The sequence below is a fragment of the Dolichospermum heterosporum TAC447 genome, assembly GCF_024584745.1.
Taxonomy (GTDB): domain Bacteria; phylum Cyanobacteriota; class Cyanobacteriia; order Cyanobacteriales; family Nostocaceae; genus Dolichospermum; species Dolichospermum heterosporum.
The window spans coordinates 1,672,392-1,693,810 of record NZ_CP099464.1; the positions used below are offsets into that span (position 1 = coordinate 1,672,392).

At 38.8% G+C, this 21,419-nt stretch carries 20 protein-coding genes and 1 pseudogene; 6 read left to right on the forward strand and 15 right to left on the reverse strand.

Annotated elements, in window-relative coordinates:
* Positions 1-4: 4 nt before the first annotated feature.
* The 4 genes from NG743_RS07585 to NG743_RS07600 all read right to left on the reverse strand — a co-directional run bounded on the left by NG743_RS07585 (position 5) and on the right by NG743_RS07600 (position 5,923).
* Positions 5-847 carry a nitrate ABC transporter ATP-binding protein gene (locus tag NG743_RS07585; protein WP_027404171.1) on the reverse strand — a complete coding sequence of 281 codons (843 nt, stop codon included), beginning with the start codon at positions 845-847 and terminating at the stop codon, positions 5-7.
* A gap of 290 nt (positions 848-1,137) precedes the next feature.
* Positions 1,138-3,144, reverse strand: a complete 2,007-nt coding sequence (locus NG743_RS07590; RefSeq protein WP_027404170.1) for an ABC transporter ATP-binding/substrate-binding protein — start codon at positions 3,142-3,144, stop codon at positions 1,138-1,140.
* A 298-nt stretch (positions 3,145-3,442) separates the two neighbouring features.
* The gene (ntrB, locus tag NG743_RS07595; RefSeq protein WP_027404169.1) at positions 3,443-4,282 is read right to left on the reverse strand and encodes a nitrate ABC transporter permease; all 840 of its coding nucleotides are present in this window, start codon (positions 4,280-4,282) and stop codon (positions 3,443-3,445) included.
* A gap of 267 nt (positions 4,283-4,549) precedes the next feature.
* Positions 4,550-5,923: a CmpA/NrtA family ABC transporter substrate-binding protein gene (locus NG743_RS07600; RefSeq protein WP_193963855.1), complete on the reverse strand. Its 1,374-nt coding sequence runs from the start codon at positions 5,921-5,923 to the stop codon at positions 4,550-4,552.
* An 822-nt stretch (positions 5,924-6,745) separates the two neighbouring features.
* On the opposite strand from NG743_RS07600, the gene NG743_RS07605 reads away from it, so the two are divergent.
* The 3 genes and pseudogenes from NG743_RS07605 to NG743_RS07615 all read left to right on the forward strand — a co-directional run bounded on the left by NG743_RS07605 (position 6,746) and on the right by NG743_RS07615 (position 9,569).
* Positions 6,746-7,186, forward strand: a complete 441-nt coding sequence (locus tag NG743_RS07605; RefSeq protein WP_257121797.1) for a QcrA and Rieske domain-containing protein — start codon at positions 6,746-6,748, stop codon at positions 7,184-7,186.
* A gap of 300 nt (positions 7,187-7,486) precedes the next feature.
* Positions 7,487-8,417: pseudogene (locus NG743_RS07610) on the forward strand (LysR family transcriptional regulator).
* A gap of 114 nt (positions 8,418-8,531) precedes the next feature.
* Positions 8,532-9,569 carry an anthranilate phosphoribosyltransferase family protein gene (locus NG743_RS07615; protein WP_027404165.1) on the forward strand — a complete coding sequence of 346 codons (1,038 nt, stop codon included), beginning with the start codon at positions 8,532-8,534 and terminating at the stop codon, positions 9,567-9,569.
* 52 nt (positions 9,570-9,621) lie between these two features.
* On the opposite strand, the gene panD is transcribed toward NG743_RS07615, so the two are convergent.
* From panD to NG743_RS07640, 5 genes are all read right to left on the reverse strand, one after another.
* Positions 9,622-10,011, reverse strand: a complete 390-nt coding sequence (gene panD / locus NG743_RS07620) for an aspartate 1-decarboxylase (protein ID WP_027404164.1) — start codon at positions 10,009-10,011, stop codon at positions 9,622-9,624.
* Between the two features lie 256 nt (positions 10,012-10,267).
* Positions 10,268-10,786 carry an inorganic diphosphatase gene (locus NG743_RS07625; protein WP_257121798.1) on the reverse strand — a complete coding sequence of 173 codons (519 nt, stop codon included), beginning with the start codon at positions 10,784-10,786 and terminating at the stop codon, positions 10,268-10,270.
* A 201-nt stretch (positions 10,787-10,987) separates the two neighbouring features.
* Positions 10,988-11,176 (reverse strand): TLTLP motif-containing protein, encoded by a 189-nt coding sequence (locus tag NG743_RS07630; RefSeq protein WP_027404162.1) that lies wholly within the window; start codon positions 11,174-11,176, stop codon positions 10,988-10,990.
* 203 nt (positions 11,177-11,379) lie between these two features.
* Entirely contained in the window at positions 11,380-12,171 is a 792-nt protein-coding gene (locus NG743_RS07635; RefSeq protein ID WP_035083214.1) for a DUF4231 domain-containing protein, read from the reverse strand.
* Positions 12,172-12,336: 165 nt separating this feature from the next.
* Positions 12,337-13,515, reverse strand: a complete 1,179-nt coding sequence (locus NG743_RS07640) for an MFS transporter (RefSeq protein ID WP_193963620.1) — start codon at positions 13,513-13,515, stop codon at positions 12,337-12,339.
* A gap of 811 nt (positions 13,516-14,326) precedes the next feature.
* Here NG743_RS07640 and NG743_RS07650 point away from each other — a divergent pair.
* Together NG743_RS07650 and NG743_RS07655 are read left to right on the forward strand one after the other, a co-directional pair.
* Entirely contained in the window at positions 14,327-14,959 is a 633-nt protein-coding gene (locus tag NG743_RS07650) for a bifunctional 4-hydroxy-2-oxoglutarate aldolase/2-dehydro-3-deoxy-phosphogluconate aldolase (protein WP_027404160.1), read from the forward strand.
* Positions 14,960-15,096: 137 nt separating this feature from the next.
* Positions 15,097-15,333: a DUF433 domain-containing protein gene (locus tag NG743_RS07655; RefSeq protein ID WP_027404159.1), complete on the forward strand. Its 237-nt coding sequence runs from the start codon at positions 15,097-15,099 to the stop codon at positions 15,331-15,333.
* Between the two features lie 273 nt (positions 15,334-15,606).
* Here NG743_RS07655 and NG743_RS07660 read toward each other — a convergent pair whose 3' ends face one another.
* From NG743_RS07660 to NG743_RS07670, 3 genes are all read right to left on the reverse strand, one after another.
* A complete protein-coding gene (locus tag NG743_RS07660) occupies positions 15,607-15,858 on the reverse strand; it encodes a hypothetical protein (RefSeq protein WP_257121799.1) in 252 nt (83 codons plus the stop codon).
* Between the two features lie 203 nt (positions 15,859-16,061).
* Positions 16,062-16,628: a transposase gene (locus NG743_RS07665; RefSeq protein WP_027404158.1), complete on the reverse strand. Its 567-nt coding sequence runs from the start codon at positions 16,626-16,628 to the stop codon at positions 16,062-16,064.
* An 85-nt stretch (positions 16,629-16,713) separates the two neighbouring features.
* Complete coding sequence (locus NG743_RS07670) at positions 16,714-18,189, reverse strand: RNA-guided endonuclease InsQ/TnpB family protein (RefSeq protein ID WP_257121800.1); 1,476 nt, start codon at positions 18,187-18,189, stop codon at positions 16,714-16,716.
* 131 nt (positions 18,190-18,320) lie between these two features.
* Here NG743_RS07670 and NG743_RS07675 point away from each other — a divergent pair, with 131 nt between their 5' ends.
* Positions 18,321-18,443: a histone H1 gene (locus NG743_RS07675; RefSeq protein WP_027400631.1), complete on the forward strand. Its 123-nt coding sequence runs from the start codon at positions 18,321-18,323 to the stop codon at positions 18,441-18,443.
* A gap of 419 nt (positions 18,444-18,862) precedes the next feature.
* Here NG743_RS07675 and chlG read toward each other — a convergent pair whose 3' ends face one another.
* The 3 genes from chlG to petP form a co-directional block, all read right to left on the reverse strand.
* On the reverse strand, positions 18,863-19,897 hold the full coding sequence (gene chlG, locus NG743_RS07680) for a chlorophyll synthase ChlG (protein ID WP_027404157.1): 1,035 nt from the start codon (positions 19,895-19,897) through the stop codon (positions 18,863-18,865).
* Positions 19,898-19,992: 95 nt separating this feature from the next.
* Positions 19,993-21,093 carry a Get3/ArsA fold putative tail anchor-mediating ATPase NosAFP gene (locus NG743_RS07685; RefSeq protein WP_027404156.1) on the reverse strand — a complete coding sequence of 367 codons (1,101 nt, stop codon included), beginning with the start codon at positions 21,091-21,093 and terminating at the stop codon, positions 19,993-19,995.
* An 85-nt stretch (positions 21,094-21,178) separates the two neighbouring features.
* The gene (gene petP / locus NG743_RS07690) at positions 21,179-21,370 is read right to left on the reverse strand and encodes a cytochrome b6f subunit PetP (protein ID WP_027404155.1); all 192 of its coding nucleotides are present in this window, start codon (positions 21,368-21,370) and stop codon (positions 21,179-21,181) included.
* Between the last annotated feature and the right edge of the window lie 49 nt (positions 21,371-21,419).

Genomic DNA, 21,419 nt, shown 5'->3' on the forward strand with positions numbered 1-21,419 from the left:
TTCTCTAACCAACATCATCATGAGCGAAACGGTTAAACAAGAAATCTAAGGCATAATTTCGCAGTTGATAATATTGAGGATCTTCCATAATCCTCGCTCTATCTCTAGGGCGAGAAAAAGGAATTTCCATCACTTCCCCAATTTTTGCATGAGGTCCATTGGTCATCATTACCAACTTATCGGACAAAAATAAAGCCTCATCAATATCATGGGTAATCATCAAAACTGTACAACGATTATCACCCCAAATCTTCAACAATTCTTCTTGCAATTCTTCCTTAGTAATTGCATCTAACGCCCCAAAAGGTTCATCTAAAATCAACACTTTCGGACGAATAGCTAAAGCCCGGGCAATGGAAACCCTTTGTCTCATTCCCCCAGACATTTGCATAGGTTTCTTTTCCATTGCATCAGCTAAACCCACCATTGCTAAATGATCTCTGACAATAGCCCGTTTTTCTGCTTCTGGCTTAGTTGGATAAACTGCATTTACAGCTAAATAAATATTTTCAAATGCTGTTCTCCAAGGTAGTAAGGCGTAGTTTTGAAATACGACCATTCTATCTGGACCTGGTTTTGTAATAGGTTGTCCTTCTAATAAAACTTGTCCAGTGGTAGGAAAGTTGAAACCGGAAACCATGTTTAATAAAGTTGATTTACCGCAACCAGAGTGACCGATAACGCAAAGAAATTCCCCTTGTTCAACGTTGAGGTTAACACCATCGAGAACTGTAAATGGTCCATTTTTAGTGGGATAAACTTTACAAACATCTTGGATTTGTAAAAACGGTTGACTGCTAATTGTGCTAGTAGCTGTGTTGGTAGTTCTCAAGTTGCGGTTTTGCATTTTAAATTTTTAGTTTTGAATTTTTTTAATAACTCGTTCCCAGTCTCCGACTGGAAATGCTATCAAGAGGCTCTGCCTCTAGTAAAATGAAGGCAGAGCCTTCTATACTTCATTCCCATACAGAGTATGGGAACGAGGAAAACGAGGAACAGAGTATGGGAACGAGGAAAAACGAGGAAAAGACCCGCTCGTTTCCCACTTACCGCGAGGTCTTATGATGAAAGATACCCGACTTCTAATGTGATGATGTCAATAAATCATGAATCTTTAGTAGAAATCGGGTATCTGGTTTAAGCTGCAATTTTACGCGGTGCATCAAGAATAACTTCTGCAACGGAAAAATCGCGTTTAATGTCTAAACTGGTGAGATAGGCAAAAGGATCATCAGAGTTGAAAGGTTTACCATCAAATAATTGAATTGGTTGACGAGTGTAGCTAATATCTAAACCTAATTCTCTAGCTGCGGTACTAAATACACCAACTCGACAAACTCTTTCCACAATTTCTACCCAGTTGCGAGGAAATGGCGTTTCTCCCCATCTTGCTAATTGTGTCATGATCCAGATTTGTTCGGTTCTGCTAGGACGATTAATAGCAGAATCAGAATAAAATTGATGATGGGCATACTCACGCATGGGATGATCTAAATCACAGGTATTAATGCCATCAGGATCTTCAATTTGGATAAAATCAATGTCGGTGCTGACATAATCCCGACTTGCTAGAATTTGTCTAACTTCTTGGGCATTTTGGGTATCAGCACAATATTTACAAGCTTCTAATAATGATTTGGTTAAGGCAATATGAGTGTTTGGATACTTATTTGCCCAGTCTTCCCGTACTCCTAAAACCTTACCAGGATGTCCTAACCAAACTTCTAAATCTGTGGCAATTGTAAAACCTGAACCTTCTACCGCAGCGCGATAATTCCAAGGTTCACCTACACAATAACCGTCAATTGTTCCCCCTTTTAAATCTACTACCATTTGGGCGGGGGGAATATTTTTCATGTCTACGTCAATATCTGGATCAATCCCTCCTGCAGCTAACCAATAACGCAGAAGTAAATTGTGCATTGATGCTGGATGGACTACGCCCATTCTGTGCATTTGATCACGGGTTCTGAGGAGGTAATTTTTGAAGTCTGAAAGACCATGTACACCTTCTTCGTAAAATTTCTTTGCTAAGGTAATGGCGTTACCGTTGCGAGTCATGGTTAAGGAGGTAACTACTGGTAATGGTTCGTTTTTATTGCCTCCTAAAGATAACCAAATTGGCATTCCTGACGGCATTTGTGCCGCATCTAAATAACCCCCACTGATGCCATCAACGACTCCGCGCCAGTTGCTTTCTCTGACTAAGGAAACTTCATCTAAACCATGTTTGGTGAAAAAGCCTTTTTCTTTGGCTATAGCTAATGGCGCACAAGCTGTAAGGGGTAAGAAACCGATTTCTAAATTAACTTTTTCTAAACCATGACGGGCAATATCTGGAGTTTTTCTTGCCCGAATTTTTTTGATGCGTTTTTGTTGGTTAAGGAAGTAAATCATTTCACTTCGCAAGGTGTAGTAGCTGGGATGTTTTACTACTTCCATGCGTTTGCGAGGACGAGGAATATCAACTTCTAAAATATCGCCAATTTTTGATTCTGGTCCGTTGGTTAGCATGACAATTCTGTCAGATAACAAAACGGCTTCATCTACGTCGTGTGTCACCATAACGGCGGTAACTTCGTTTTCTTCACAAATTTGCATTAATTGTTCTTGCAAATTCCCGCGAGTCAGTGCGTCTAATGCACCGAAGGGTTCATCTAACAGTAATAGTTTAGGACGAATTGCCAAGGCGCGGGCTATAGCTACCCGTTGTTTTTGTCCACCTGATAACATCCCTGGTTGTTTATCAGCATGGGGACGCAAACCGACCATATCTATGTGTCTATCAATAACCGCTTTGCGTTCGGCTGCGGGCATTCCATTTAATACTGAGTCTACCGCTAAGGCGATATTTTCTCTTACTGTTCGCCAAGGTAAAAGCGAATAGTTTTGAAATACGACCATTCTATCTGGTCCTGGTTTTTTAATTCTTTGTCCTTCTAAAGTGACTAAACCTTCTGTTGGTAAATCCAAACCGGCAATCATATTTAAAAGCGTGGATTTACCGCAACCAGAGTGACCGATAAGAGAAACAAATTCGCCTTTTTTAATTTGGAGGTCAATACCTTTGAGGGCGATATATTGACCGCCACCAGTTAATTCAAAAACTTTATCAATTTGCTCAACGCCAACAAATATAGACATAATTTTGGTAATTGTTAGTTGTCAGTTGTTAGTTGTCAGTTGTCAGTTGTTAGTTGTTAGTTGTCAGTTGTCAGTTGTTATTTCTTTGTTATTAACTAATGACCACTGACTAATGACTAATAGGGTGTTTGAAAAGTCATGATTGCTGTATCAAATATTTTACCCCTCCCTAACCCTCCCCTTATAAAGGGGAGGGAACTAGATTTTTATTGTTTCCCCCCTTTACAAGGGGAAAGGGGTAACAATGTGATGAAAGTTACAGGATACCACTTTTCAAACAACCTCTAATGACTAATAACTATTTCTGTTCACTTGGTAAAATCCAGTTTTGTAATGCAGCCATGAGTTTATCTAGAATGAGACCAACAACACCGATATAAACTAGTGCTAAAATTACTTCACTAACGTTGTTATTTTGATAAGCATCCCAGATAAAAAAGCCGATACCAACAATACCCGACATCACGATTTCTGCCGCAATAATCGCTAACCAAGCCAAACCAATAGCAATTCTTAACCCTGTAAAAATGTAGGGTAATGCTGAAGGAATTAAGATATTAAAGAAATACTCTTTTTTAGAAAGTTGCAGAACTTTAGCAACGTTGTTATAGTCTTGAGGAATTTGAGTTACACCCACCGCAGTGTTAATGAGAATCGGCCAAATTGCGGTGATGAAAATTACGAATAATGCGGCTGGTTCGTTTTGGCGTAATGCTGCTAGGGAAATAGGAACCCACGCTAAAGGAGGTACTGTTCTTAATAACTGAAACAAAGGATCTAAAGCTTTTGACATGGTTCTATTAACACCAATCAAAACACCCAAGGCAATACCGACAATTGCCGCTAATGTGTAGCTAATAGCAACCCGTTGGAGACTAGCCCAAATTTGCCAAAAAAGTCCTTTATCAGTGCCTCCTTTGTCATAGAAGGGATACAGAATCAAGATCCAAGTGTCTTGAATAACTTGGATTGGTCCGGGTAATGTTGCCCCTGGAGTCCAAGAAAATAGTTGCCAAATAGTTAGAAAAATAAGTAATGCGATCGCCGGAGGTATAAGTTCAGGAAATTGTTTTTGTAAACTAGATAAAAAGCTATTATCAAATTTAGGAGTTGTCGAACGTTTTTGAGCTATGGTCATGAATTTTTCCTCAAATTTATGAATGGTTAATGGGTATTTTGTGGAAATTAAGTATGGTTTATTTAAAATCATTGTAGAGACTTTCTAAGTAGTGAGGCAGAATTAATTACACGATGTCATTGCGTAAGCGTTGCGTGGCGTTAGCCATATGGAACGAAGTGAAATGAATCAATCGCAAGGGTTGTGATTGCTTCCCTTCCCTCGCAATGACTGTAAATATTTTTGTCCAATTACTTATATCTCTACATTTTCGGACAGGTCTATTGATTAAACACCTACTTTTTTAATTTTTAAACTCTTGAGATATTCTTCTGGTTTCTCAGGGTCGAATTTGACTCCATCAAAAAACTCTTCAACTCCACGAGATGTACTAGTAGGAATGTCAGCAGCAGGTATTCCTAATTCTTTAGCTGCTTCTTTCCAAATATCTTCCCGGTTCACTTTTTTAATTAATTCCTTAGCTTTGGCTGCACCATTGGTAATGTAATCCTTGGGCAAGAATCCCCAACGCACGTTTTCAGTGATAAACCATAAATCATGACTTTGGTAAGGATAAGAAACACTACCTTTAGCATCTTTCCAGTAATAAGCAGCCATTGATTTATCGTCTATTTTACGACCATCACCCATGTCATATTTACCTTGGTATGGGTCAGCCAGAACTGCTGGGGAAGATAGACCAAAATACTTTTTAGCGGCGAGAATTTCTGCGGCTTCTTTGCGGTTATCAAAGTTATCTAGCCACTGTTGGGCTTCCATGACACCTTTTAATAAGGCTTTTGTGGCTTTGGGATTTTGGTCAACCCAATCACCTCTCATGGCAAAATATTCTTCGGGGTGATTTTTCCAAATTTCGGCTGTTAATGCCGCCATGAAGCCGATTTTGTCGTTAACCAGGCGGAATGGCCAGGGGTCGCCTGTACTGAAAGCGTCCATGGTGCCGGTTTTCATATTGGCGACGGTTTGCGCCGCTGGGACTGTCAGCAATTTGACATCTGTATCTGGGTCAATTCCACTGGCTGATAACCAGTAGCGAATCCACAAATCTTGGTTAACGTGCGGGAAAGTGAAAGCTGCGGTAAAAGGTGTGGAAGATTTCATTTGGGCAAATAATGGTTTTGCCGCATCGAGTTTTAAGCTAATACCTTTCCCTAGATGTTTGTTTGCGATCGCAATTGCATTACCATGTGTAACTAACTGAGCCAACACATACATGGGTATTGGTTTATTACCCTTAGTAATTTTTCCTTCTGTAATTAAGTGCGGCATGGGCATTTGCCATTGACCACCATCAATACCACCACCAGCAGAACCAATTTCTACGTTGTCTCTTGCTGAACCCCAAGAAGCTTGTTTAGAAATTTCGACATCTGACATCCCATATTTCTGAAAAAAGCCTTTTTCTAAAGCAATTATTAATGGTGCAGACTCAACAATGGGAATATATCCAAGTTTAACTTTTGTCGTTTCTGGTTTTTGTTCGTCACTAATATTAGCTACTGCTTGAACACCAGATTTTGCAGAATTACCAGTGGTTTCTGGTGGGTTTCCTAAACAGCCTTTCAGTAATACGGCACTGGCAGAAACTCCAGCAGTGACAATAAATTTACGGCGAGTAATTTGATTCAAAAAGTCGGACATAACTAAATCTCCTACATTTACAAAGTTATTTTTTAGCCATAATTTAGACATTAAAATTCAAGCAAAATCATAATATTTTCTTGCTAATGCCATAAAAGAATTGCCTTTTCTAGATAAAAAAGCTGATTTAGGTATGGGGGCAAAGTTTAATTACTTTGGGTTTTTGGGTAAGATGGAAAACAACCTCTGAACCAATTAAAATCAGTTTACAGGTTTTTTTGGGAAATGGATCAACTTGGCAAGGTAGTTATTAAATAAATATTAGATTAGACATATAAGTAAAAACTTATAGTCTGGACTTAATTTTGTGACAAGTTCTTAATATATATTGCTTAATTGATGATAATGATTATTCTCAACTATGGTTTCCGTAATTTTAGGTTTATTTAATCACATAAACCAGGAGAGAAATAGACAATCCTGATGTTAACTATAGAATGACATCTTCATCCATAGATGAATTTGATGATAACCATTTTTAATAACGGAGAATTACTAAGTAGGTTGGCGTTAAAAATTGTCGTTCTGGCAAACCAAGAGGCAAGAGTGAAGCGTGAAGAAGTGTTGAGAGACTTTACTTTTCTTCACATATTTTGGTGATCTCAGGTCTACCTATACTCAAAACGGCTTGATTGTTTGATTCTAAACGTAGGGGTTTAGCTCATGCTTTACCCCTACACATCTGGGTTCTTTGTCACTTGGCAAAAGTTTAAATCTCACCCGTGTTTAGTATAATATTTTTCAAACACCCTTTAAACAATGACAGGATAAACCTTTGCCAGCGATAATAGACGAAAAATCACATACTGATTACCAGCAAATATGAAACGTCGTGAATTTATAAATTGGGTGGGATTAGGTTGTTTAGCTAGTTCCTTGCCTGTCGCAATTGCAGCCTGTTCTCCCGAAACCAGTACATCAGCCAATCCTGTACTTAATTCTGCTACTAAAGGCTGGCAAAAGGTGGGTACTGTGGCACAATTAGACAAAACTGGTCAACTATTGGTGGAAAATTCCCCAATTGGTGCAGTATTAGTGGTTGGCACATCTAAAACCGCAAAAGATTTGATTGCGGTGAATCCAACTTGTACTCATCGAGGTTGTACGATCGACTGGAAAGCCGAAGAAAGCAAATTTGTTTGTCCCTGTCATGGGGCAAAATTTGCTCGTGATGGCAAGGCACAAGACGGACCCGCTAAAAAACCACTGAAAACTTACCAAGCCAAAATTGAAGATAGTTCTGTCTTAGTCCAAGCAACCTGATCTTCTCAAGAATTTCATATAGCAGCAAGTAGGGGCGCAGGGACTTGCGCCCAGTTAGTGCAGGGACTTGCGCCCAGTTAGTACAGGGACTGCGCCCAGTTAGGAGTCGGAAAAACATTCTCCTCCCTGTTCCCTGCTATATAAATCGCTATACAACGCATCAATTCAGTATTCGCAAGTATTTTTGCTAATTTGATTATGTAAATTAAATACTAGACAATTAATTAAATTAAATTAAAATTATACAAATAACCCGTTAAATTAATAAGAGCTATAATTTTATACTTAGGTTAAATCAAAATGCGTCTAGAGCAGTTGCAAGCCTTTTTGGCGATTGTTCAAACTGGCAGCTTTCAACAAGCAGCAAGACAATGTGGTGTGACTCAATCAACTATTAGTAGGCAAATTCAGGCATTAGAAGCAGATTTAGGGATAGAACTATTTCATAGAACCTCCCATGCCAAATTAACGTTAGGTGGTGAACGATTACTTCCTCGTGTGCATAAAATATGTCAGGAATGGGAGTTGGCTACACAGGAATTAACAGATTTAATCGGAGGAAAGCAACCAGAACTATGTATTGCAGCGATACACTCAGTTTGTGCTTCTTACTTACCACCCGTGTTACAAAAGTTTTGTCATCATTATCCAGATGTCCAATTGCGAGTTACATCATTGGGAAGCGAATCGCTCTCTGAAAGTCCTCAAAGATGGTTTGGTAGACTTAGCAATTGTCATGCACAATCGCTTTCTGATTACAGGCAAAGAAATGGCTATAGAATTCCTATACGAAGAACCCATAGAAGTCCTCACCGCAGCCAATCATCCCCTAGCTGAATATGAGTGTATCCCCTGGTTAGAGTTAATTCGTTATCCTCAAGTAGTATTTAAGGATGGTTATGGAATGCAACGTCTGATTCAAGATAAGTTTGAACAGATGAAAACTACACTTAAAACAGCTTTAGAAGTAAATACCCTAGATGCCTTTCGGGGGGTAGTTCGTCAAGGAGAACTCATTGCCTTACTTCCCCAGTCAGCACTCATAGAAGCCAAATATGACCCCACTCTGGCTGTCCGTCCCCTCTGCGAAAATAGTAATTTAGTTCATAATTCCCCCCTAACTCGTCAGGTAGTCATGGTAACAACTCAAGATCGTCTCCACATTCCTCCCATACAATATTTTTGGCAACTTGTCAAGGATAATATTCCTGAAAAATCTAGCAAGAGTTAGGAGTAAAAAAGAATTGTGGAAGGAGTTTCCTTATCAATTTGAGCCTATACAGCACTTTTCCTTTTAAATTGCCTTTTTTCACTCAACTAACAATTAACAAATGACAAATGACAAATGACTAATAAATTTCGGGAATTTATCCAAAAAGTAGGTAGTGGAAGTCACACATCAGATCATTTAACCCGTACTGAAGCAGCTACTGCGACAAAAATGATGTTATTATCTGAGGCGACACCAGCACAAATTGGCGCGTTTTTAATTGCCCATCGGATTAAGCGCCCTACTGGGGAAGAGTTAGCAGGAATGTTAGATGCTTACTATGAACTAGGTCCAAAATTGTCGGCAATAGCCCAACCTGTCATCGTTTTGGGTATACCCCATGATGGCAGAACCCGTACTGCACCCATTAATATCATTATGGTTTTGTTATTAGCTGCTGCGGGACAACCTGTAATTATGCACGGTGGAGACCGCTTACCCACAAAATATGGTTTACCTTTAATCGAGATTTGGCAAGGTTTAGGAATAGATTGGACTGGTTTATCACTGAAACAAACCCAGGGGATTTTTGAAGAAACAGGAATTGGCTTTATTTACACACCCAAACATTTTCCTTTAAATCAAACTTTGTGGGAATATCGTGATCAATTGGGGAAACGTCCACCATTAGCAACAATGGAGTTAATTTGGTGTCCATACATGGGGGAAGCCCATATTATTGCCGGTTTTGTTCATCCACCTACGGAAGCAATGTTTCAAGCCGCTTTAGGATTACGTGGGGTGACAAAATATACTTTTGTTAAGGGCTTAGAAGGTAGTTGTGACTTACCACGCGATCGCACAGCCATTATTGGTTTATCTTCATCAAATCCAGAAACATTAACCCGTCTACAACTTTCACCCCGTGAATATGGCTTTACTACTAAAAATGTTCCTCTAACTACTACAGAAGAACTCATTCAAGGTATGCAAGGGGTTTTGACGGGAAAAGCCAGCGAATTAATGCAAACAGCCCTCTGGAATGGTGGTTTTTACTTATGGCGCAGTGGGATTTGTCCAGATATGCAAGCTGGTATAGATAAAGCCGCCGAATTAATTACCAGTGGTCTATTAGCTGCTAAACTGCACCAAATTAAGATGCTGCTGGGTTAAATTTATAACCCATTCTTTCTTCTAACTCCTGACTCGGTGACTCCTACTATTCCTAATTAATCCGCTTACTAAGCAGATCATCATAATGTCGCACTTCTAATAACTGGTTTTTTTCACCGACAATGACAACAGTAGGAGAGTAACATTTTAACTCTTCCATAGTAAACTGCCCGTAAGTCATTATAATCAAGCGATCGCCAACTACGCCTAAACGTGCGGCTGCTCCATTCAATTCAATAGCTCCTGAATTAGCTGGAGCCGATATAGCATAAGTAATAAAACGCTCACCATTAGCAATATTCACTACTTGTACTTGCTCGTAAGGGAATATACCAGCTTTTGCTAAGAGAACCTCATCAATGCTGATACTGCCCACATAATTAATATTTGCCGCTGTGAGTGTACAGTTATGAATTTTTGCTGATAAGAGAGTGCGCTGCATTTGATTTTAAATTTTTTTTTGCAACCAGTGTGAGATGGGGGAATGAGATCAGTAGGTTCTTACTAATTATTCCAGAATAATCGGTTTAAGTAGTCAGACAGAATTAATTACACAATGTCATTGGGAATGGAAAGAAGTGAAATGAAGCAATTCCAAGGGTTGTGATTGCTTCCCTTCGCTCGCAATGACTGTAAATATTTTTGTCCAATTACTTAGTGGGTAATGAGTAATTCACATTACCATCACCCATAATCTATTATGCTTTAGCAATAGCAGCTTGAATGAACTTTTCGACTAAGGGGGCTACCTTATCAACATCCTGCCAACCGAGAATTTGTGTTACCTTTTTTTCCAAATTTTTATAACTACGGAAAAACTCGGCAATTTCTTCCAGTTTATGAGGGGCTATGTCTTTAAGGGACAATACATGAGCATAGCGCGGATCTTTATCGGGAACACAAAGAATTTTTTCATCGCGATCGCCACCATCAATCATTTCCAAATAACCAACCGGTCTAGCGGCAATAACGCAACCGGGAAATGTTGGCTCATCCATGATCACCATACCATCTAACGGATCGCCATCATCAGCCAAGGTATTTGGGATAAAACCATAATCATAAGGATACTTAACTGAAGAATAGAGAACCCGATCTAGGGCAAATGCTTGTAAATCCTTATCGTATTCGTATTTATTTTTACTTCCACCAGCAATTTCAATCAGAACATTAATTACACCTGGCTTTGGTTGGGCGGGAATCAAAGATAAATCCACAATAAAACTCCTTTACTAAAAGTGAATCAGCGGTAGCAGCCATTTTCGCTCCCAGTGTAAGATCTTAAAACATTGTGGATCTCTTCCTCAACATTCCTTCTAAAATACTCGTAAATTTCATAAATGATCCGCAAAAAAGGCAGGGAAGAAAACTCCCTGCCCCTAATCCTCTGCTTTAAGTCTTAAATTCTGCTGTATATTTTAATCTCCACGAATAGATAGATTGTAAGTGAGGGATGGTTGATTGTTTTCAACATTAACAGAAGAATAGTGGGCAATGATAAATACTGGTAAAGTGAGAGTGATCAAAGCGATCAGTGTTCCCACGATGTCTGCCAAACGCTGGGAATATGTATCGGAAGAATTGGCAGACGGGCTATTTAAATTCATACAAAGTTGCAATTAATTCAGAATCACGAGTAGGTTGACTCTCTAGAAAAGAGTGTCTATACTATTCTAACTATTTTTTTACAATAAACCGTAATGTCAGGGATAACTGACATTTTTAATCATTCAGAAATTCCGTAGGGGCGCAGGGCTTGCGCCCAGAGATTGATATATCCTGCGCCCCTAAATTGGTGATTACACCAAAACTATGCAGCTACTTTTTGTTCTGTAGTTGATTCTTCAGATTGTGGAGACTCTTGTTTTTCTTGATTTCCCTGTTCTGAATCACTGTTTGGTTGAACTAGTTGGAGGTGAATATTATTCACTTGATTAATGAATAGTTCTATTGCCTGACTTACTCTTTGTTGTTGTTTACCTTCTTCTGAAATATCATAACAACGATAGGCTGGGCTAATTCCCAAAACAAACTTTTCCTGTTCAGCTTCTAATAATTCAACGGCTTTGTTAGCAGCCATCCAATTTTTCTCAAAAGGAAATGAGGTAACGATACTAGCAACAATGGAAGCAACGGCTGGGCAAATAACAGGCAGCCATTTTAACCAACTTTGTCCTGCCTCTAATTTATCTACCAACACTAAAATCGGTGTCACACCTGACAAAATAACGGTGGAAATTTGCAAAACATAGTAAAGAGTTCTGGCAAGATTTCGAGAACTTTTATAGTCGTCAATCAACTCTTGACAATATTCTAAAGCTTTGGCTCGTGCTGGTAAAACTGTATTATAGTCTAATGTAGTACCATTGCTTAATAGAGATGTATAGAGTTCAGCTTTTTTGGAAAGGTCAGTTTTTTGTGATTCCTTTTTAGCATTATTTACCGATTGTCTATTGAAAAGAAATAAACCAATAGCAACGGTTAAAGCGACGGAGGCAGCAGTTACATATTGTGGATTACTAGAATCAACATAAATAATGAAGCCTGATGTTATCGCAACTGCGGCTAACAAGTAATCAATCAACTTGAAAAAAAACAACATATTTTTGCCTGGTGTAGTTATTGGGATAATGTTGAATTTGTGACTGAGAAAAGTTGTTGCAAAATGGTACTTTTACAATTACAAACAATGATGTATATTACACGAAAGTAACAATATTGACAAGGTGTACTAACTGTCAATATTGTCAATAGTATAATTTAACGCTTAAATAGCCCTGCTATATCTTTTGCGCGTACCTATGGCTAAGGTTAAAACCAAAAATGTTAAACCTCCTGCTAGATATAAAGGATAGCCATAAGTAATGGGTTGGGATTGGTGAACTATCATCCCCGCAATCACTGGACCAATACCGTTGGAAATACTCAAATAGGATGCGTTTAATCCTAATACAGTTCCCTGATCTTGTGGTTGAGCATTGAGAGAAATCAATGTACTAATCATGGGTTGGACTAGGGCATTAAAAAGCGCAAATAGGATGCTAACTACAATAAAGTAATTGATGCTAGGCCAAACAGGCATTAACAAAAATGATAAACTGCGAACAAATAAGCCTAAAAATAATATCTTGACAACATTAAATTTACGACTGAGGACAGATACTCCCCAAGTTTGCATGATTACTCCTAATGTGCCAAAAACTAAAAATAATAGTGTTAAAGATTTATTATTTTGATGTAAAACTTGGATAAAGTATGGTTGGAATGCATAGGTAAACATGGTAAATGTTGTCCCGGTGCAAAAGTTAATGAATAATAAAATGCCAATTCCTGGCATGGCAAAGCCTTTAATTAAATTTTCTAGCCCTAAATCAAAGATATTCGTAGCTTTCGGAGATTTATTTTGTAAAGTTTCTGGTAATAAGAAGATTGTCATTAACATCGCTATCATAGCAACTGCACCGGAAACTAAAAATGCCGTTCCTAAAGAAATTTGCTGTGCTACTAAACTCATAACTGGACCAACAATAAATCCTAATCCCATCGCCGCACCATAAATCCCAAATGCCTGAGCGCGATTTTTTTGACTGGAAACATCAGAAATAACGGCTTGGGCAACTGAAGCATTTCCACCTGTGATACCATCTAAAAATCTGGCTAGAAATAGTAATGTTGCTGTTGTGGCAGTTCCTGCGATAGTATTAGCAATTACTGTTCCGGCTAAACTGATTATTAATAATGGTTTTCGCCCAAATCTGTCGGAGAGTTTACCAATTACAGGAGTGGCGAAAAACTGAGCAATAGAATATGTTGAGAATAATAAACTGGTTTGGAAATCATTTAAACCAAATTGTTTACCATAAAGATAAATTATGGGGATGAGAATTGTAAAACTCAGGGAATTAATAAAGGCAATTAAGGCGGTAATCCAAAAAATTCGATTCATTTTTGATTAAATATATTTATCTTCAGTCATCTTACCATTGACCAGACTTTTACTATCTGTTGCTGACGATTCCTTCGATTGGCTTTTTCTGCTGATTTGTGGCACTTATGTGGCTATTAATATTTTATTTGCGATCGCTTAGGGACTTCCAATTAAAAAAATACCCAAAAATTTCTTGTGGTGCGGGCTGAAAAGCCTGTTAATCATCAAGGACAGGCAAGGATGCCCATCCCACAAAATTGGGTAATTTATTTTTTGGTGTTCCCTTATTGGTTAGGAGGAAATTGTATTGCTAAGGGACTTCCAAATAAAAAAATACTCAACCACCTAACGCAAAAATCTCTCAAACCCTTATTCCTCTGTGTCCTCTGCGCCTCTGTGGTTCGTTAATCAGGATAATTTATTTCTTGGAAGTCCCTAATGCTAAACCAGGTTCTTTTTTAGATGCTTTTTTCTTTATCTTGGACGGTAATGCACATTATTGATGAGTCCAGTCCTCTGTATGAGATAACTTCAGCATTATTAAGCTAACATCAGATTTTGCTGATTGGGATTGATGAAACTCATTACCCGTCAAAATAAATTTGACGAACTACTAGGGGTAAAGCAAGAGCTAAATCCCTACAAATCTAGGTTTTTCCTAATTTTCCAAAAGTCCATATTTCAACCATGTTGAGTATAATAAGATTCTGTGGAATCATCAATTTGTAGATATTATGTACCATAGGCCTGATGGACATCGTTACTGTGACTATACACATTTTCACGATGTCTTACTAGTTTAATTGATGCTGTTTAAGTTACGGTAAAAATGTCTAATCAAGTTTGGTTGTCACAGTTAAAATTACATCGAGCGATCGCTGTTGTTCGCGCCCCGAAGATGGTATGGGGTGAGAAAATGGCTTTAGCTGTAGCATCTGGAGGAATGCAGTTAATTGAAATTACTTGGAATAGCGATCGCGCACCAGAATTAATTACCCAACTCCGCGCTAAATTACCTAACTGTATGATTGGTACGGGGACTTTATTTAATGTTCAACAGTTACAAGAGGCGATCGCCTGCGGGGCGCAATTTCTCTTCAGTCCCCACACTGATCTAGATATGATTCAAGCTGCATTAACCGCAAATATCCCCATTATTCCCGGTGCATTGACACCCACAGAAATTATTACCGCTTGGAATCATGGTGCAAGTTGTGTCAAGGTGTTTCCGGTGCAAGCAGTGGGCGGAACTAGCTATATCAAGAGTTTACAGGGACCCCTTGGGCATATTCCCTTAATTCCTACGGGGGGTATAACATTAGAAAATGCTCAAGATTTTTTACAAGTCGGTGCAGTAGCAGTGGGGTTAAGTGGCGAATTATTCCCCACAGAATCAGTATTACAGGGCAATTGGCAAGCTATCAGTGAACAAGCCAGAACCCTCGTGCAGAGGTTACATTAGGGGTAAAGCGCATTGCTAAACTCCTTCAAATCATTGACGATAGATGAGTAGTAATAGCGCAAGCGCTGACTTATCAGTTCGCTCACCGTATTTATCACTGTTATAATAAAAAAATCAAGTTATGTCTTGAAGGAAATATGACACTAAACAACTTATTAAAAACTCAAGGTATTATTCACTCCGATCCTGAAATTATGAGTGGAGTTCCGGTTTTTGTGGGAACTCGTGTTCCTTTACAAACATTGTTTGACTATCTGGAAAGTGAGGGAGGATTAGCTGAGTTTATTAATGATTTTCCCTATCTGGAGACTCAAACTATGAAAGTCTTAGAAAATGCAGCTAAATTGATCATCGCTCAGGAACGTTGTGCTTAATGATTATATTATTAGACGAAAATCTTCTAAGTAAAAAACTCAAACAACCTTTTTCAAGTAAAGGTTATATAATTTAGTTCCTCTGATGGAAAAAATTAGTGACATCCTTTCATCTTTATCTGTGGGATCACTTATATTAATCAATGACTTAGGTGAAATTGAATATATTGGTTAATTATTGACTTTTCATTGCTAAAAGCCTAAATTTACCTACAAATATTGATGAGAGAATAGCGATCGCATTCTCCATAGCTACAGAAAAGCGATCGCATTTCATTTTTCATAACGAAAGAAAGGCAATACCTTTGTTGTTTCTGCTTGTAAATGTTGCTGTAACATATCAGTTAAAGTTTTCTCGGCTGCAAAAGCATCATAAGGCGACCAAACTTCATACGTTTTACCATTTTCAAGAAAATCTGGATTTTGTTCATCTCTAGCTAATTCTGTGGCTAAAAATTGAATAGCTTTAATTTTTTCTTGATGAGATAATTTTTGTAGTGATGGTAAAATTTCGGTTAATGTCATAAAAATATAGGGTAAAAGCTATTTACATTATACTGCGATTCCTGCGGAGCGCTTCGCTATCGCTCTCTCATCATCCATTAAAACAGCGATCGCTCTCCATGAATTACAGACAAGTGATACATGAATATTAACATTCTCCCACAACCGTAGGGGTTTAGCAATGCTAAACCCCTACAATATATGCAACAAAAGGAAGATTTTATCTAAAAAGGTATATCTAATAATAATCGTTGTTCCTGAATATTTGTCCCTATATTTTCATCATCATTATCCCAATTTAGAGGATTATTAACAATGTATTTTCTAATTTCTTCCAAAGATGTTTCATTACGATTAATATGTTCATAGAAATTTCTTTGCCATACAGAAGATATTCCTTTTTGATGGCAAATAATATTAATTTTCTTAGTAACAACACTTTTATAAGACCTGATGACAGTAGGAATTGATCCGGGAATCATTTTACCATAACTGTTGGTTTTGTCTTCTTTGGGAATTGTGTTAACTATCCATAATATCCCATGAATGTGATTGGGCATAATCACAAATAGATCTAAGTTGACATGGGGAAAATGTTGGGGTATTTCCTGCCAGCATTCAGCAGCAATTGTTCCTAGTAAGTTTAACTTCATTTCCCCTTTTTTGATATCACCAAATATACATTGTTTGTCTTTGGTGCAAATGGTAATAAAATACGCGCCTTCTTGGGTGTAATCGTAGTCTTTTAATCGGATAGAACGGCGATGGTGTATTTCTGGATTATAGGACACTTTGATGATGAGGAATTGTTTTGATAAATTTTTATATGATCATACATTATGTTTGACACTCCCCGGTCTAAAGACACGGGGATTCTTAATCGAATAATTGCAAACACAACTGCTCGAATAATATCCGCTTTTCAGGTATTACCTTAGATGTACGGTTCCCCGCCTGATGCCGTTTGCCATTTCTGGCGGCATCGTTGCATAAAAGGGCGTTACTTTCTCCCAGTCCAGGAGTAGGCACTAACGATTGGTGCGTCGGCTTTTTACGTCTGTTGCTGACGAATTTCAAATTAGCTCTTCGTAAAATTGTCCGAGAAGCCTGAGTATCAGCATGGTCAATATGACCACAGTTTTCACAAATGAACTTTTCGCCATCTCTATTAGCTTTACTAATATGATGACAAGCCGAACATTCTTGAGAAGTAAATTTAGAATTAACGGATAATACTGGCTTACCAGACTTCAATGCCAGCCAAGCAATCTTAGAAAATAATTCGCCCCAACTGGCATCAGAAATAGAGCGATTTAATCCACGTTTTGCAGATTGACCATTAGCCATAAATCGTCCTTGCTGCCTTTTGGGTTGGCAACGGGACTTCATAGCCTTAACATTTAGATGCTCTTGGACAATTGCCTCAGCGGTGTTAACAACTTTATTGGCTGCTTTCCATTGATGATCATTTCGCTTATCTGCAATCTTTTTATGTAGCTTGGCAACTATTTTCCCGGCTTTTTTGCGATTATTAGAACCCTTGATTTTGCGGTTAACTCGGCGCTGTCTGATTCTTAATTGACGGCGGACTTTTTTATTAGTTGCAAATTGAGGATTTTCAATAAACGAACCATCCGACAAAGAAATTAATTTATTAATTCCTACATCAATACCTACTGCTGATTTGACGGTTTCAATTTCTGTAACTTCAGGTAGGGATTCAGGTAACTCGAGTAATACACTCATGTACCAGCCGTCAGCTTCTTTAATCACTGTCACCGTTCTAATATCAGCATCTATTGGAATAGTCCGACTATCAAAATAGCGCATAGTCCCCAGTCCAGGAAAGTAGGCATGGGAATAGCATCGGGGCTGATTAGATTCACGATTAACAGTTAATTTTACTTGTCCTGGCTTGAATTGAAATGTTTTAAAGTTGGCTGCTTTACGAAACGCAGGGAAACCCCTTTTGTGTTGAAAAAATCCGTTATAAGCAATATCTAATTTAGCTAAATTGCCTTGTAAAACATCTGAATTAATTCGGCTATACCATTCAGACTCAGAACGTAGTTCAGTTGTTCTCTTGCCTTGAATATCAGTCGCACTACCCCAGGTTAAACCATGCTTCTTACTATTTTTTGTTAACCCAGAGGACATTACACCATGCTTAACGACGGGGCAGGTCAAAGGGCAATAAGAGCCATATTCAATACGAGTATCTAAGTCTGAAAATGCACCATATTGGTAAATTACTGACTCGTCTGATTTCTGGTTATTAGTTTCAAATCCGCGCTGACGTTCTGCCAAACAATAATTTCTGTGTTTCCGTAAAGTAACAAGCCACTCAGACATTAAGGCTTGTTGCCCAATAGATGGTTGTAGCTTGAATCTCCAGCGTATTTGCACAGGTTTATTTTGTTGATGTGATTGACGATATAACTATTATATGGCAGTATTACAGTAATGTCAACCCAATATTGTATATGAAGAAAAAACCTCTAGCGGTGTACCTAGATGAAACTGAAAGAAAGAAACTTGAGGATATCGCCCAAGGTTGGGGAATGAGTCTTTCGTCAGCCTTAAAAAGATTAGTTAGAGAGAAATAAAATGTTGAAAAGATTTAATGACCCGCATCATGATCGAGAATATTGGCAGCGGTTAAAACCGCACGGGTAGGCTTTCCCCCGCGCTCTAAAGAGACGCGGCTCCCAGCCTTCCCGCGATCCCCTGGTGGGGAATTTGGGATTAATCGTTTGGAATCACGGGTGGGTGAGGGTTTAGCATTGCTAAACCCCTCCAATTATGGATGGTAGATGAGCGATGGCAATTTATTATTGAAAATAAACAAGCAATACGCATTTTCTACAAATATAGAAAAGCGATACACCAATCTTAACATTTTCCCACAAACGTAGGGGTTTAGCACTGCTAAACCCCTACAATGCTTTAAGCACTAACTAAATAATAGCCAGGGAATTCATTCCCAGACGGGATAGGGGTTTTTACGACTGATTACACCCTACATTTAAACGCCGGCGTGACCTAATGCAATACCTGTCACCAACATTCCCAAAACCAAAAATGGTTGAGCGCTGGCTTGATATTTGACATCATTGGCTATGGGGTCACGGAGAAAATACATATCTTGAAAAGTGATTTGGGGAATGATTAATAATACGAGAATCGCTGCATATAAATTCTCGTGAATACTCACCAAATAACCTGCAACCAAACCTTGAAATAGGTCAATCGTGACGACACAAATCAAAGCCGCATTTTGGATGCCAAACATAACTGGTAATGATTGTAATCCTAATTGGCGATCGCCTTCCACACTTTTAAAATCATTAACAATGGCAATCCCCAAACCTGCCAAACTGTAAAATAGAGTCAGAATGACAATTTTCCAATTCAATTCCCCAAATAAAGCATGACCAGCCCACCAAGGTAAAGCAATGTAACTTGCACCTAAAGCATAATTTCCTAACCAACCATTTTGTTTTAATTTTAATGGTGGTGCAGAATAGATATAGGCGATGAAACTACCAAAAACAGACAACAGTAAAACGTTAGGAACTGAATGACCTGCCCATAAATCTAAGGTGTAAGCCACTCCATATCCTAATAATAGTAAAAGCACGAATTGGCTAATTACTTGCTTTTCCGAAATTCTCCCCGAAGGTATGGGACGATAAGGTTCATTAATCGCGTCAATTTCCCGGTCATAATAATCATTGATGGTTTGGGTATAACCAGCCAATAAAGGACCCGAAAGCAACATACACAGGGCAGACTTCAAAACATTTTCTAAAGTCCAGGTATAGTTACCAGAAGAAGCCGCACCGCAGACCACACCCCAAATCAGGGGAATCCAGGTAATCGGTTTCATCAATTGCAAGCGAATTTTCCAAATAGAAGTTTCTCCAGCACTTGCACCTTTCATTCCCAGCAGTTGCCGAGTTTTCGCATTGCGGTCTTCGGTGATTGTCACCTCTGGATTTGGAGATTCTATCGCCTCATTCGGCTGCGAATTGGGATTAACGGGAGTTGATTCAGACATAAGGTGTAATGGTAATTGGGGAAGAGGTGATTGGTAATAGGTAATGGGTAATTGGAAAACCTTTTACCCATTACCCATTACCTATTACCTATTACCTAAAAAGAAATTATCAAATAACTATTTTGAAACTTTGCACCCGTCACAGGTTTACCACTTAAAGCCGGGGGCAGGAAGATATTACGTCTTTGATCTCCGGCTTCTACTGTAACCTCTGGACCTTGTTGAGTGAGTTTTACCTGTTTTTTGTCAAAACCAGGTAAAAATAGGCGTACTTGGCGATTGTGTACGTCAATTTCAATGGGTGGGTTAGCTTGTAATGCTTGTTCAACAAGGTTGGGTAAAGCATCTATCAGAGGTTGCCATTCCCCATTGACAACATCAGGAACTATGCTCACAGGTAGAGGTGCAAATTCCTCGGATAAATTAGTATTTTCTCCACCAGGAACTAAAATTGCTCCACCAACAGTTAAACCAATTTGTTGAGCGCTTCCCCACAGATAACGGGAATTGGCCACATCAATAGGTTCAGATGTTGTTACCAAAAAAGCAGCAACCCGCCGAGGATTAGCTAAAGCTGCTTTACCTTCTTCGAGGAAATTATTAACTTGGTTGGTGGGTTGAGAGAAATTATCAGCAGTCCAATTAAAATTGAAAAGGCTACTAATTAAAGGTTGAATTAGGGGTGATTCAGAAATTGTTTTCCCTAAATCAGAGTTAACAAATAATTGCCGAAATCGTCTGACATACCAACTTAAAGATTCTGGCATTCCCAACATTCGCAAACTAGCAGCATCACCCGTGCCATCATAAATAATCGCGTCATATTTGCCACTGGCATCATATTCACGAATTGCATTGAGAGCGAGGGCGTTATCCATGCCCGGTAATACTACCAGTTCTTGCCCATAAACCGCTTTAAAAATTGGTGTGCGGAGGTATTGAGCCTCCAATTTTTTCGCTTCCTCCCAGTTGCGTTCTAGCAGTACAGATGCTTGAAACTGTACTGCTTGCAGATTGGGAGAGATGTCCTGGGGGTCAGGAGTCAGAGTCGTATTGAGTAGAATTGACAATGTTGGATCTGCTAGTCCTGCTAGGAGTACCCGTTTACCTTGTGTTGCCAAACTAATGGCTGTGGCGATCGCTATCTTACTGCGAGCGATGCCGTTTTTGCCCAAAAACGTCAGTATCAAGGCCATTACTTAATTTCCAATTTTGCCGATCTTGTCAATAACAACTTAGCACTCAACCAATCTTCTTAGCCTCTGCTATAAGTTGTTTTGACTAAGCTGGTCTGATTTCATCTTCAAAAAACCAAGTGGAGGAGTTGTCGTCAAACTTGACTACCACACCAATTCCCCGACCATCTGTGACTTTGTAGCCCTCGATAATGCCGATTTCTCCGAGTTTTTGAGCGATAGTAGAGGATACGCGATCGCGCAAACGAATCACCTTAACTTTCTGTCCGATGTCCATGATCTAGTTAAAATAAAATAATCCAAATCTCAGTGTAGCTGAATCTGGC